This window comes from Brevibacterium permense, from assembly GCF_025506275.1.
Taxonomy (GTDB): domain Bacteria; phylum Actinomycetota; class Actinomycetes; order Actinomycetales; family Brevibacteriaceae; genus Brevibacterium; species Brevibacterium permense_A.
Genome location: NZ_QYCP01000078.1, coordinates 1 through 13,481 on the forward strand (window position 1 = coordinate 1; position 13,481 = coordinate 13,481).

At 63.7% G+C, this 13,481-nt stretch carries 13 protein-coding genes; 4 read left to right on the top strand and 9 right to left on the bottom strand.

What is annotated here, in order from left to right; translation table 11 throughout:
• Window positions 1-152: 152 nt before the first annotated feature.
• The 7 genes from D3I60_RS05000 to D3I60_RS05030 all read right to left on the bottom strand — a co-directional run bounded on the left by D3I60_RS05000 (window position 153) and on the right by D3I60_RS05030 (window position 7,622).
• Complete coding sequence (locus tag D3I60_RS05000; protein WP_262775045.1) at window positions 153-1,031, bottom strand: hypothetical protein; 879 nt, start codon at window positions 1,029-1,031, stop codon at window positions 153-155.
• Between the two features lie 120 nt (window positions 1,032-1,151).
• Entirely contained in the window at window positions 1,152-1,370 is a 219-nt protein-coding gene (locus tag D3I60_RS05005) for a hypothetical protein (protein WP_262775046.1), read from the bottom strand.
• A gap of 475 nt (window positions 1,371-1,845) precedes the next feature.
• A complete protein-coding gene (locus tag D3I60_RS05010; protein WP_262775047.1) occupies window positions 1,846-2,691 on the bottom strand; it encodes an HNH endonuclease in 846 nt (281 codons plus the stop codon).
• Between the two features lie 533 nt (window positions 2,692-3,224).
• Window positions 3,225-3,776 carry a DUF3102 domain-containing protein gene (locus D3I60_RS05015; RefSeq protein ID WP_262775048.1) on the bottom strand — a complete coding sequence of 184 codons (552 nt, stop codon included), beginning with the start codon at window positions 3,774-3,776 and terminating at the stop codon, window positions 3,225-3,227.
• Window positions 3,777-4,197: 421 nt separating this feature from the next.
• On the bottom strand, window positions 4,198-5,274 hold the full coding sequence (locus tag D3I60_RS05020; protein ID WP_262775049.1) for a tyrosine-type recombinase/integrase: 1,077 nt from the start codon (window positions 5,272-5,274) through the stop codon (window positions 4,198-4,200).
• A 210-nt stretch (window positions 5,275-5,484) separates the two neighbouring features.
• Window positions 5,485-6,168 (bottom strand): response regulator transcription factor, encoded by a 684-nt coding sequence (locus D3I60_RS05025; protein WP_039208435.1) that lies wholly within the window; start codon window positions 6,166-6,168, stop codon window positions 5,485-5,487.
• Window positions 6,165-7,622, bottom strand: a complete 1,458-nt coding sequence (locus D3I60_RS05030) for a sensor histidine kinase (RefSeq protein WP_262775050.1) — start codon at window positions 7,620-7,622, stop codon at window positions 6,165-6,167. Before D3I60_RS05030 ends, D3I60_RS05025 begins: the two co-directional genes overlap by 4 nt.
• A 267-nt stretch (window positions 7,623-7,889) precedes the next feature.
• On the opposite strand from D3I60_RS05030, the gene phoU reads away from it, so the two are divergent.
• Window positions 7,890-8,552, top strand: a complete 663-nt coding sequence (gene phoU, locus D3I60_RS05035; RefSeq protein ID WP_139468122.1) for a phosphate signaling complex protein PhoU — start codon at window positions 7,890-7,892, stop codon at window positions 8,550-8,552.
• Between the two features lie 216 nt (window positions 8,553-8,768).
• On the opposite strand, the gene D3I60_RS05040 is transcribed toward phoU, so the two are convergent.
• Window positions 8,769-9,713 (bottom strand): EamA family transporter, encoded by a 945-nt coding sequence (locus D3I60_RS05040; RefSeq protein WP_262775051.1) that lies wholly within the window; start codon window positions 9,711-9,713, stop codon window positions 8,769-8,771.
• A gap of 71 nt (window positions 9,714-9,784) precedes the next feature.
• Between D3I60_RS05040 and D3I60_RS05045 the strand changes: the two genes are divergently transcribed.
• Window positions 9,785-10,702 (top strand): LysR family transcriptional regulator, encoded by a 918-nt coding sequence (locus D3I60_RS05045; protein ID WP_262775052.1) that lies wholly within the window; start codon window positions 9,785-9,787, stop codon window positions 10,700-10,702.
• Window positions 10,703-10,785: 83 nt separating this feature from the next.
• Here D3I60_RS05045 and D3I60_RS05050 read toward each other — a convergent pair whose 3' ends face one another.
• Entirely contained in the window at window positions 10,786-11,529 is a 744-nt protein-coding gene (locus tag D3I60_RS05050; RefSeq protein ID WP_262775053.1) for a phosphoglyceromutase, read from the bottom strand.
• A gap of 167 nt (window positions 11,530-11,696) precedes the next feature.
• Here D3I60_RS05050 and D3I60_RS05055 point away from each other — a divergent pair, with 167 nt between their 5' ends.
• Window positions 11,697-12,740 (top strand): bile acid:sodium symporter family protein, encoded by a 1,044-nt coding sequence (locus D3I60_RS05055; RefSeq protein ID WP_262775054.1) that lies wholly within the window; start codon window positions 11,697-11,699, stop codon window positions 12,738-12,740.
• Window positions 12,737-13,480 carry a GNAT family N-acetyltransferase gene (locus D3I60_RS05060; RefSeq protein ID WP_262775055.1) on the top strand — a complete coding sequence of 248 codons (744 nt, stop codon included), beginning with the start codon at window positions 12,737-12,739 and terminating at the stop codon, window positions 13,478-13,480. Before D3I60_RS05055 ends, D3I60_RS05060 begins: the two co-directional genes overlap by 4 nt.
• The last annotated feature ends 1 nt before the right edge of the window (window position 13,481 follow it).

The window sequence follows — 13,481 nt, forward strand, 5'->3', positions numbered from 1 at the left end:
GGCCTCGACAGTCGGGGGTGGGTCGCTTCGTTGACCCTTGCTCTCTAGAAAATTTTCAGAACAGCGGGGAAGCCGATGGAACCGCCTGTGAATGCAAGAAAGCCCCCGACCCCGGAAAGGGTCGAGGGCATCCTCAGGTGTTAGTTATTCGTTCAGCCGTGGCGCTTAGTTCCGGCGGGGTGGTTTGCAGTGCCGCGCCCCGCGACAGCCGCGCCCATCGGCGTGGCCTGTGTGTCGGTCAGGAACTTCATTGGTCGCCCACCGCTTCCGGTGTACCGGAATTCTGACGGTTCAGTCTGGGCTAGCCGTGCCGCTTCGGCGGCTTCGCGCTGGGCTTGCCGTTCGGCGGCTTCTGCTGCCCGGCGCTCCTGGTCCTCTCGAATCGCCTCGGCCCGAGCTTCGTCGGCTCGCTGGTCTCGGATCGACTCGCGGAGTCGGTCGAGGCCTTGTGACGGGAACACCGGGTAGAGCGGGCTGTGGTCGAGGTGAATGACCGGGCGTCCGCTGCTCGTGCTGATTCTTGCTCGATTCTCGGGATTGACTAGACGATCGTCGAGGCCGATGGATCGGCCCAGGCTGATCGCTTCGTTCTGGGCTTGTTCGATGTCGTACACGCGCCCGATGTAGCGGTCTACGATTTCTTTCGTCTCGGCCTGGAAGCCTGCGACCAGTTCGTCATAGTCGAATGCTGCTACCGCCTCGGCTCGGTCGAGCACCTGGGCCTCAATGAGAAGATGGTGGGCCAGGTCGAGTTGTGTTTGAGCCTCGGTCGCGGCCTGCTCGGCGCGATCTACTCGCTTGGAGTGGAAGCTGACCGCGGCCTCCAGTTCGCCGCCGTCGTGTGCGGCATTCCTCGGCAGCTTGTCGGAGCTGTCGAGTTTGCGGTTGAAGACCTGCAGGGCATCTTGTGCCTTGCTGAGGGCTTCGCGTTCCTTGGTGAGCGCGTCATGAGCTTTGGTTAGTGCCGACTTGGCGGAGTCATGGGCGGGGCGTGCGTTGTCTTCGTGGGTGGCGCCAATGGTGTTGTTCAAGGTGTTCTCTCTGTTCGTGTCCGGTAGTGCCGTGGCGCTCAGAGCGCCGACGGTGGCAGGGTGGCTAAAATAGTTGCCCTGGCCTGCTATTCGGGCCTGTACGGCCCGCTCCTGGGCCTCTTAGTGCATGGTCCGTGACGTGAACGCGGGGCCGTTGCCCGGGTTCTCGATACGGTCGATGAGGCTGAGCACAGCCTCAATCTCGTTGAGGTACCGCTCCATCTGCTGTTCGCGCCGACGGTCGGGAGCCTTGAGTTCCTTGACTTCGAGACGGTTAAACCGGCGTTCGAGGTGGCTGGCGTAGTCTCGGAGCATTCGTGTGTCGAGGTTGATGTTCACGCGGCCCCCTCGATCTCGGCTTCGAGGCATGCGGGCCACGAGGACGCGGAGAGTTCGATCCTGTCTGAGCCGAGGCGATCGGGCTGAGCAAACGCGACGGCTGCATCTGCAAGCCGTTGGCCTACGTGCTGGGGTTCGATGATGAGGACTTGCTGGTCTCGGTGCCAGTAGGTGCGCTTAATCGGCTTAGACCCGGGACCAATCAGTAGAACCGCGTCAATCTCGAGCCGTCCTGCTCGTCCTCGCGCGCGGTCAACGACAAGGTATGTTGTCGGTGATGCAGGGCCAAGGCAGTAGTGGTCCCCGATGGATAATTCGTCGAGGGTGCTCCACACCATCGACGGGTGTTCTTCTGTGATGTTCAATTTCGGTTGTTCATTTCTGTGCGATGATCGGCCGGGTGGCCGAGCGCCCCGGACGGGGCTGCATGTCGTTCACCTCCTCAGGTGATCTAGTAGTCATCGCGTGATCGGGGCTATGAGGCGAGCGCTGTGGCGTCCTCTTGCTTGTCGGCCTCGAGGTCTGCCCAGTACCGTGCATTCAGTTCTTCCTCGCTAGGGAAGAATGCTTCCGCTATCCTCGTGGTTTCGGTGCCGTAGAGGGGCAGGCTGTGAGAGTCCGCCCACTCTTGCAGCTCCGGCGGTGGCCGCTTAATTGTGGCTGCCATGGCCCAGAAGACGGCGAGCGCACCGTCGTGCTCTGCGTCCCGGTTCTGCCGTGGCCGTACTGGCGTGATGTGCATTGGGTTGCAGCAGGCGGAGTTATCGCAGTCGTGCGACAGCTCCATGCCGTTGGGGTGTCCACCGTAGAACATGACGTAAGTGAGCCGGTAGGTGGTCCAGTTCTTGCCGCCGCAACCAATGTTGCGTCGCCCGTTATTGCTGCCAGTGCCCGGTGTGGTGACCCAACAGCCGGTGTCTGTCTTGGCTGTGATCAGTTCGGTTAACCTGTCGAGTGCCCTGCGCTGACCCGCTACGCCGGCCGATTTTAAGAACTCGGATTCATGCTTTCGGCAAAACCCCTTGAGCTTTCGCGCGCTGGGCTTCGTGTTGGTGGCTCGCAGTGATGTGCAGTTGTCGAGCGTGCCGTCCGCACGGCGCTCTCGGTATGAGCAGGTGCCGTATTTCTTCCGCATTTGCTTGCCGTAGTGGCGCTTGCAGAAGTGCCACGTGTGGGCGATCTTGGTGCCGCGAACCCGGTAAGTGATCGAGTACGGGGTCTCAGCTCCGCACCTACCGACACCCTTGTCCCAGCCTTGGCAGGGGATTGGCTTCGATCTAATTACTGACCGCTTGGTCGGTTTGGTATTGGGTTTCGCCACTAAGTCTCGCTCTCACATCCTGCCCCGCCATCTCTAGGCGCGGGGCGTTATTCTCTGGCTGATTTTTACGGGGGTCTCGCTGATGGGCATTACTTGTGGTCCCACCGGTTCTGCGCCCCTTGGTTTGGTGTTTTTGTTGGTGCAGGCAGAGGCCTTAGCCGGAGCCTGCTTGTGCCCTTAGTGTTCTTCCTCTTGTGGTTCTTCTTCTCCTGGTAGGCGGGCCGTCAGCCCGTCTTCCGGCGTGAGTCCTCCGCTTGAGGTGCAGCGGCCCGTAATGGCCGCGTGGTTCCATTTCTGGAGGTAGTCCCTGAGCGCTTTGGTTGGGACTCCGATGAGTTCCGATGCTTGTTCGATCATGATTTTCCCGACGTCCCCGTATGGCCGGATAACTACGCCGTTGGATGACATTTGTTCGACGGAGCAGGCTACTAGGCGTGCTCGTCGCCACTCGTCTTGTTCGGCGTGGAATGCGAATAGGTTGCGTTGGGCTGTGGTGGTGCTGGGAGCGCCGTGCATGGCTTGCGTCATCGTCTTCACTGTTCCCCCTTGAGTCGGAGGTAGGTTGCGCCTCCGATGCGGCGGAACGTGGTGTCGGCTTCGTTGATGAGCTGGTCCCACTGGTCCAGGTCGGCAATGCTGGTGGCGTTCTTCTCGAACGCGGAGAGGTTCTTTCGAGCCTTGTCAAAGGCGGATGACTCGCCTGATCCTGCCCCCAGGTTCTTCGCGTCCTGAGCGGTCATGTCGGGGTGGATCACACCGTCCTCCATGCCTTGCTTGAACTCGTCTGGGTCGATGCGGGATAGTTCATAAAGTGCTGTCACAGCTCGGGGCAAATCACTCACGCATGAGTGATTTGAAATGGCTTCGTTCTGACTAATCTGCATGAGCTTGTGGGCGTGCTGCTGACTGATCCCGATGCCTCGGAGCATCGGTCCCCATTCGCCGTGGCCGACTTCAGCCTTGGCTTGGGCCAGGTGCTGTCCTGCCGAGACGATTCCTTCGACTGCGCGGCTGAGGTCGTTGCGGATGATGCTGGCCCATTCGGGGCCGGTGCGGATGACTTCCGCTTGGATGATTTCGTTCACTATGTTCCTTGTGCCAGGCCGAACCTGTGCGGTTCGGCTTCATGGTGTCCACCTCCTTTAGTGGTTTCTGGCGCGATCGGTTGCCGCTGCTGAGATGACAGTCTCTACTGTCATCGTGGTCCCCTATGTGTCGCGGCCTGGCCGTCCGGCTCGTTCCCCCGGTAAGCGTTGCTGCCGCGTTTGTCCGGCCCTGCTGGGCCGGTTGCATCCGCTGGGCGGATGGGTGTAGTGTTATGACAGCCCTTGATTTTGGGCTTTGTTGTGCTGTGTGAAATCGAGTGTACCAGGATGTCTGCGGTACACCATGCGCGGGTGACTGTTGTTCACACCTCTCACTCACCGCTTGCCCAGTACTGGCGTGGTTCTTTCTTGCTGAACTTTCTTGCTTGTGGGCGTGTTGGGTTTCTGTTGGGCCTCTGGTCTAGTTCTCGGGTTGCCGGTCCTTGGTCGAAGCGTTGATGAGCGCAACGGCGGCGCTGTCCGCCGATGTGCCGAGGTAGTGCAGGTACTTGTTTGTGGTGGTTGCGGATGAGTGTCCCAGCCATGCTTGGACGGTACTGAGGTCTACGCTTTTGGAGAGCCATAGGCAGGCGGCGGTGTGGCGGAGGTCGTGTGGTCTTCGGCCTGCTGCAAGCTCGGTCCATCGGGCTTGCTTCTTGAATCGCCCTCGCCACAGCTGTCCTCCGCGCTCGGAGGTTAGCGCAAGGTCGTTGCTGCGCTTCCCGTCGGTGAGCCTGTGAAGTGCTGGTGTGATGATGTCGAGGATGGGGACGGTTCGGGCGGACCGTCCTTTAGTGCCTTTGACTTCGCGGCCCTCGGATTGCGAGCGCTGGACACGAATGTTTGCCAGGGTTCTATCGGGTCCACGTCGAATGTCGGAGACTTTGAGCGCTCGGGCTTCGCCCCAGCGGAGTCCGGTCCATCCAAGCACGAGAACGATGTCCGCGATTCGCTGGTCAGTCTTGGCTAGTGTCGTGACGAGCTGGTCAAGCTCGGCTTCGGTGAATGGATGCATCTCGGCTTGCTCGGCAACCTTTGCCGGTTGCCGTGCCCCTTTTGCGGGGTTCTCGTTGATGCGGTTATCGTCCACGAGCCAGGTAAAGAATGCGGTGAGTGATGCCCGGTGTCGGGTTACGGTGCCGTGGGAGTGTCCTCGCCGGTGGAGTTGTTGGAGCCAGGTTTCGATATCTCGGCGTTTGATCGATGACACGGCCCGGGCTTTGAGTCCGGGGGTGAGTGCTTTGCTCATGAGTCGATCGGCACGCACGGTATTCGCTGACATAGTGTGCTCGCGTTCTTCGAGCCACATTGGCAGGAGTGCGCTGATTCGTGCTTTGCCTGCCTTGACGTCGAGACCTCCTGCTGCGGCGGTCTCTAGTCTTTGCGCCCAGGCGAGTGCGTCGGACTTCTTGGGGAACGTCTTGGATCCGAGACGGGTGCGCCCGTCCTTGGCTATGCCGAGCCATTTACCGGAGGGGAGCTGTCGCGTGAATGCCATAAGGGCATCATAGCTCGGGGGTTCGTGATCCCCCAGTGATCCCCGGAAGTGTCCGTTCAGGTCGTCTGGACGGGTTCAACGGGCTGGTAGTCCCCCGAATTCTCGCGGTTTCGGTCTGATCCCCGCTCTCATCATGTGAGCGGCTCCTTCTGCATTCACGCCCGGCCAGCGATCCCGGCCTCACCAACCCGGCTTCGCCGGATGGCGCCCTCAGGCTTCGAACTTGTACCCGAGTCCGCGCACCGTGGTGAGCAGACGCGGTTCCGAGGGGTTTTCTTCGATCTTCGCACGCAGTCGCTTGACGTGGACGTCGAGAGTCTTCGTATCGCCCACGTAGTCCTCGCCCCAGATCCGGTCGATGAGCTGACCACGGGTCATCACGCGGCCGGAGTTGCGCACGAGGATCTCGAGCAGTTCGAACTCCTTGAGCGGCATGGACTGCTCTTCACCACGCACGGACACGACGTGGCGTTCGACGTCGATGCGCACTCCCCCGGCCTCGAGCACGGACTCGTCCTCGAATTCCTCGGTCTCGACATTGCGGCGCAGCACGGCTCGCACGCGAGCCAGCAGCTCCCGCGAGGAGTACGGCTTCGTCACATAGTCATCGGCGCCGAGTTCTAGCCCCACGACCTTGTCGATCTCCGAGTCCTTGGCCGTGAGCATGATGATCGGCACATTGGACTTCGCGCGCAGCTCGCGGCACACCTCGGTGCCGGAAGCACCGGGCAGCATGAGATCGAGCAGGACCAGATCGGCGCCGGTGCGGTCGAACTCCGCCAGAGCCTTGAGCCCGTCATCGGCGACCGTCACCTCGTACCCTTCCTTACCGAGCAGGTACGACAGCGGGTCCGAGAACGAATCTTCGTCCTCGACAAGCAGAATACGAGTCACGTTGTGAGCTTCCTTTGTTCGCTTTCTTCGGTCAGATCCTTGGGTGGGTCGGCGGTCGCCCCGCCGTCTCCATTATCACCGGAGGGCTCGTCGTTGTCGCCGGCCGGGTCGTCTGCGCCGGACGCGGCGGTTCCGTGCCCATCGTCATCCGCCGAGGCGGTCCCGACGGCGGCGTCTTCGCCCACCGAGGCGGACTCCGAGTGATCGTCCTCTGTCGCCGAGGCGGCTCCGGTCAGTTCGTCATCATCCGCCGAGGAGGTCCCGGTCGAATCCGCGGAATGTTCGATGAGGACACCGGCCGGGGCCGAATCGGCAGCGGAGGCTTCCGTCGCAGTTCCGGCCAGCGGGAGCACGATCGTGAATGTCGATCCCTTGTTCAGCTGGCTCCACACACGCACTTCACCGCCGTGGGTGGCGACGATGTGCTTGACGATGCTCAGCCCCAGCCCGGTGCCGCCGGTGATCCGGGAGCGTGCCGGGTCCACTCGGTAGAAGCGTTCGAAGACGCGCTCGGTGTCCTGGGCGGTCATGCCGATGCCCTGATCGGTCACGGCGATCTCGATGCGCTCGTCGACGAGGTCGACTCCGACGCCGACGCGGGTGCCCTCCGGCGAATAGTTCACGGCATTGTCGATGAGGTTGCGCACCGCGTTGACAAGCAGTTCGTAGTTGCCTTCGATGAGCAGATCGCTCGGCGGGGAGACCTCGATGTGGATGTTCTTGCCTTCCGCCCCTGTCCGGGCACGGTCAGCGGCATCGTCGACCACCTCGGCGACGGAGATCTTCTCGGTCGTCGCGGGAGCGGCGTGGTCCTGGACGCGGGAGAGGTCGATGATCTCCTGCACGAGCTGGGTCAGCCTCTTCGACTCCCGCTGCATCCGCCCGCCGAAGCGTTCGACAGCGGCCGGATCGTCGGCGAAGTCGGTGACGGCCTCGGCGAGCAGTGCCATCGCACCGATCGGCGTCTTGAGCTCGTGGGAGACGTTGGCGACGAAGTCACGGCGGACGGCGTCGACGCGCTTGGATTCGGTCTGATCGTCGCAGAGGACGAGGACGAAGGAGGTGCCCAAGGGAGCGACGCGGGCGTGGAGGTAGCGGATCACGGAATCGGAGTTCTCCCGTGTCTGCTCGAGGTCGATCTCTTCGATGAGACCGCGAGCGCGGACGCGGCCGACGACCCGCAGCATCTCGGGCGATGCCAGCGAATGCCCCCTGACCAGGCCGAACGTGTATGCGGCCGGCGACGCCTTGACGACGTCGTCACCGGCGTCGATGACGATCGCGGCCGAGGGCAGTACTGCCAGCACTTCGGCGATGCCTTCGGGCAGGTCGTCCTCGGAATGCAGATCGGCAGCATCGCGGGAGCGTTCGCTGAATCGGAACGCAAGAATTCCCGCTATACCCAGGCCCAGGCCGACGACGCCGGTCAGGACCGCCACGACTAAGAGATCCACAGTCTCAAGCTTAGGCGCTGCCCATCGTCCCGGCGCACCGAATTCACTTCTGCTGGAAGTATTTGCCGAGGAATTCACCTTCCCGTCTGGAGTCGTTCACTCGATCGTGCGATGCTGACGTCTGTGTGCCTGCGCTCCCTGCCGTTCCTGCCTTCTGCTTTCCCCCGCTGAGGGTGCGGATCGGAAGCGCCGGCACCCCTCATGACACCATGCACCACCGACAGTCAGTTCCGATTGTCACAATCGAGAGTTAAGGAACCGCAGTTCATGCGCGAAGTCTTCAGAAACGAATTGGACGATCTGGCCACCCAGCTGGTCGGCATGTCCACTAAGGTCCTCGACGCCATCCGCCTGGCCAATCAGTCGCTGCATTCGAATGATCTCGAGCTGGCGGAGCAGGTCATCGAGGCCGACTCCGTCATCGACAATATGCAGTTCACCCTCGATCAGCAGGCCGCCGAGATGCTCGCCCTCCAGGCTCCGGTGGCCGCAGATCTGCGTGCCGTCATCGGCTCGCTGCGGATGTCGGCATCGCTCGAACGAATGGGCGACCTCGCCCGTCACATCGCCCAGCAGGTGCGCATCCGCTATCCCGAGTCCGCAATCCCCGAGGGCTTCGAATCGACGTTCGCGCGGATGGGCGAGTCCGGTGAGAGGATCGCCGAGGCGACGCAGAGCCTGCTCTCGAATCCCGGCCTGTCCGATGTGCCCACGATCAACGCCATCGACGAAGAACTCGACGAGCTTCACCTGAGCGTGTTCGGGAAGCTCGGCGAAGCTCCGGCCGGTTCGCTGGCTCCCCGTCATATCGCCGATGTCACCCTGCTCTCGCGCTACTACGAGCGCTTCGGTGATCACGCGGTGTCCGTGTCGCAGAAGGTCGAGTACCTGCTCACCGGAAACTGGGAACCCTACCTGTCGAAGAAGTAGGAACCCGGCTCGAAGAAGCACGAATCGAGCGAAGCGCCCCGACACAGAGAAGCGCCCCGTCATAGTCGGGGCGCTTTTTGCATCCGCTGCGGCATCGGTGCGCTTCTTGCATCCGGTGCGGCATCGGTGCGCTTCTTGCATCCGGTGCGGCATCCGGTGCGGCTTCGGCGCGCTTCGCGCGTTCTGCGACGGGGGTTCACTGACGCACTCGAAGCCTCAGCTAGAGGCCGAGACCTCTTCCGGCGTCTGACTGACGACGACCTTTCGCCTCCGTCTGGGCCCGTTCTTGATGCCGCGGGCCAGATTCTTGAGCACTCCCGTCGTCACGGCGACACCGAGGAGCAGCAGAACTCCGCCGATGAGTTCGGCGATGCTCGGGCGGTCTCCGAGCACGATCCAGGCGGAGAGCACTCCGACCGGCGGGACGAGCAGGGAGAACGGCGCAACCTGCGAGGCCGGGAAGCGAGCGAGCAGCGAATTCCAGATGACATAGCCGACCAGCGACGCCAGTCCGGCGGTGTAGACGACCGAGGCCACGACACCCCAGGTCGGGTGCGTGAGCGCGTGGGCCACCTCGGCGGGTCCGTCGATGAGCGTCGACAGTGCGACCATCGGAATCGGGACGACGAGAGCCGACCACACCGTCATCTGCATTCCGTTCGTGCCGGGTTTCACGCCGCGGGCGATGACGTTGCCCGTCGCCCAGGACAGGGCGGCGCCGACGGCGACGAGGAAGGCGACGATCGGCACGTTCGCCTGCAGGCTCAGACCGATGACGGCCAGGCCGACGAGTCCGATGAGGATGCCGATGATCTGGCGGCGACTCGGGATCTCGTGCAGCACGAGAGCCGCGACGATGACGGTGAACGCGGCTTGGATCTGGATGACGATCGAAGTCAGGCCGGCGGGCAGGCCGAGCGCCATGGAGGTGTAGAGAAGGCCGAACTGGCCGGCCGACATGAAGGTGCCGATGAGGAGAATGCGACCGAAGGAGCCGCGGGGGAAGCGGACGAAGAAGATCGCGGGCACCACGACGAAGGTGAATCGGGCGGCGACGAGGAGCAGCGGGGGCCAGTCGCGCAGACCGAGGTCGATGAAGATGAAGTTGACGCCCCAGAGAACGACGACGAGAAGGGCGAGCATGTAATGGACCGAGCGCATGCCTCCAGCATTCCAGCCCCGTCGTCAAATTTCCATTGAAAGTCTGTCTACTGTTTCATTAAGATAATTTGATGATCGATACCGTTGCACTTCGCACCCTCGTCGCCCTCGATTCGCTCGGTTCGGTCACGGCGACGGCCGAGTCTCTGGGATATACGCCGGCGGCGGTGAGCCATCAGCTGCAGAAGCTCTCGCGCTATCTCGGTGCACCGGTGACTGAGCGGACGGGCCGCGGCATTGCGCTGACACCGGTGGGCCGGGAGCTCAGCCGGCGCGGGGTCGGGCTGCTGGAGGAGCTGGAGAGTCTGGAGACCGCGGCCCGAGCGCAGTCAGGTGAGCCGCGGGGGCGGATCACGGTCGGCGGGTTCTCCACGGGGATCCGCGGACTGCTCGTGCCCGCGCTGCCGCGATTGGCCGCCTCGGCGCCGGAGCTGACGGTGTCGAACTTCGAGGAAGAGCCGGACGAGCTCATCGAGATGGTCACGGCCGGCCGGATCGACGCCTCACTCGTCTTCGGCTGGGATTCGTCCTCGCTGCACCTGCCTGCGACGCTGATCTCGGAGACGATCACCGTGGATCGGGCCGATATCGTCATGCACCGGGATCATCATCTGGCCGCCTGCACCGAGGTGACCCGCAGCGATCTGCTCGGCGAGATGTTCGTATCGGCTCCGCGCAATGCCGTCTGCCATCGATGGCTGACGGCGCTGTTCGAGGAGCTCGGCAGCAAGCCGCAGATCGACTATTGGGCCATCGAGTACGACACGCAGATCGAGTTCGTCCGAGCTGTCGGAGCGTTGGCGCTCGTGCCGCGGTTGGGCAGGCCGCATCTTCCGGCCGATGCCGTGGCGGTGCCGCTCGATGATCCGAGCATTGCCCGCACGATCTCACTGGTGTGGCGGAAGTCGATGTCGGCCTCCCCTGCGATCGCCTTTCTGCTCGAAGAGATGAAGGCGATCGCCGGGAAGGCCGAGTCGATCGGTGCATGAGTGGGGCCGTGGTTCGGCGTCCGAGTGTCGTCTCGGCGCCCGAACCCGAACGGATCCCGCCCCGTCTGCAGTGGGGCCGGGGCTCAGCGCCCCTGGTTGGCGACCTGGCCGATGGCGGCCGCTGCCGCTTCGGCGTCGAGGTAGGTTCCGCCGGGGGTGACCGGGGTGAAGTCCTCGGTGAGCTCGTAGTGCAGCGGAATGCCGGTGGGGATATTCAGCCCAGTGATATCGGCATCGGAGATCCCGTCGAGGTGCTTGACCAGCGCGCGCAGCGAGTTGCCGTGGGCGGCCACGAGCACGGTCTTGCCGACGGTGAGTTCGGGCACGAGGGTGTCGTACCAGTAGGGCAGCAGGCGATCGATGACGTCGGCGAGGCATTCGGTGCGGGGCAGCGCATCGCCGAGGTTGGCGTAGCGGGGTTCACCGGCCTGTGAGAATTCCGAGCTGTCAGCCAGTGCCGGCGGCGGGGTATCGAAGGAGCGTCGCCAGGTCATGAACTGCTCTTCGCCGAACTCGTCGCGGATCTCCTTCTTGTTCTTGCCCTGCAGTGCGCCGTAGTGGCGTTCGTTGAGGCGCCAGCTGCGGTGGACGTCGAGCCAGGACAGATCCGCTGCCTCGAGTGCGATGTTCGCGGTCAGAATCGCACGCTTGAGCCGCGAGGTGTAGACGACATCGGGGATGAGGTCTTTCTCGCGCAGCAGTTCGCCGGCACGCTTGCCTTCGGCACGGCCCCTGTCGGTGAGGGTCACGTCGACCCATCCGGTGAACAGATTCTTCTGGTTCCATTCGCTTTCGCCGTGGCGCAGCAGGATGAGGTTATACGTCATGGCTCCATTTTGACACGACCGCTCAGTCTCGGTCGCCGACGACCGTCATCACCGCCGGTCTCCTCCGGCGGCGGCCCGCCAACGCTCCGCGGCTCCTCCTCGCCGATCGGGTCTCAATTTCTGGGCGCGTGTCTCGAATGACAAAATCGGCGGAGTAGCCTGGACCCATGTCACAAACGCCAGCACATCAGGCTTCCGGAGGCACAGGCGCTCCCGCTGCCGATCGCAGTTCGATCATCGCCGTCACGGCTCTGCCGGTCCTCGTCGTCATTGCGGGAGTGCTCGGGTTCCTGCTGCCCGATTCCTTCACACCTCTGGCGCCGTCGATCACGTGGGCGCTCGGCGTGGTCATGTTCTTCATGGGCCTGACCCTGACGCTGCCCGACTTCGCCCGCATCGCGAAGCGGCCGTGGATCGCGGTGCTCGGAGTCGTCACTCAGTTCGTAGCGATGCCGCTGCTCGGCCTCCTCGTCGTGACCGTGTACTCGCTTCCGACCGAGATCGCCGTCGGCGTCATCCTCGTCGGCTGCGCGCCCGGCGGCACTGCATCGAACGTCGTGACCTATCTGGCCAAGGGAGATACGGCACTGTCGGTGTCGATCACGACCCTGTCGACGCTGCTCGCTCCGGTGCTCACTCCGCTGCTGACTCTGTGGCTGGCCGGTTCGTATATGGACGTGCCGTTCTGGTCGATGTTCGTCTCGATCTGCCAGACCGTGCTCGTGCCGGTCATCGTCGGCGTCCTCGTCCGCGTGTTCGCGTCGAAGTTCGTCGACAAGATATCGCCGGTGCTGCCGTGGCTGGCCTCGATCGCCATCGCCTATATCGTCTCGATCGTCGTGGCCGGATCCGCGAGCTCGATCGCCACTGCCGGTGTGCTCGTTCTGCTGGCCGTCGTCACACACAATCTGCTCGGGGTCGGCGTCGGCTACGGTGTGGCCGCGGCCTGCCGTCTCGACACCCCAACCCGTCGCGCGCTGTCGTTCGAGGTCGGACTCCAGAACTCCGGTCTGGCATCGACCCTGGCCACCACGTACTTCTCACCGCTGGCAGCACTGCCCGGAGCCGTCTTCAGCGTGTGGCACAACGTTTCCGGCGCCGTGTTGGCCTCGCTCTTCGCTCGTCGTCCCTACGGCAAGCCGCCGGTCGATGCGTCCAACCGTGAGCCGGCCACTGCCGGAGCGACCTCCGCTGGGATCGCGAGCCGATGACCACCGAGGCCGCCCCGGGCGAGGGCGAATCGGGTCAGGGCGAATCGAGCCGAGGCTTCGACGGGTTCTCCCGTCAGACCCTGGACCTGGCGGGCCGGACGTTCGTCATCCGCCGCGCGACCGAGGCCGATGTGCCTGCCATTGTCGCGCTCCTGCGTGACGACGTGCTCGGGGCCGCCCGTGAGGCCGACGTGAAAGTGGTCGACCGTGCGGGCGCTGTCGGAGCCGACGCTGCACCTGCCAACCCCGGCGCCGAGGATGCGGCCCCCTATGCTCGTGCGTTCGCGCTCATCGACGCCGACCCCAATCAGCTCCTCGTCGCCGTCACCGAAGCATCCGGTCAGCCCGACCGGACGGGCCGGGCTGACACGCCAGGCCAGGCCGACATCGCAGACCGGGCCGAGTCAGCCGAACAGGCCGAGTCAGCCGAACAGCCCCGATCAGTTGGCCAGACCCGAGGCGGCTCGACCGTCGTCGGGACCCTGCAACTGAGTCTGCTGCCCAGCCTGTCTCGCCGCGGCACGCTCCGCCTGCAGATCGAGGCGGTGCGAGTCGGCCCCTCGGCTCAGGGCATCGGGCTCGGCACGGCGGTCTTCGAATGGGCTCACGAGTGCGGACGTCGCTTCGGCGCCGGACTCGTTCAGCTCACCACCGATAAGTCGCGCACCGGTGCTCAGCGTTTCTATGACCGACTCGGCTATGTCGCCAGCCACGAGGGAATGAAACTGCCCCTCGGCTGAC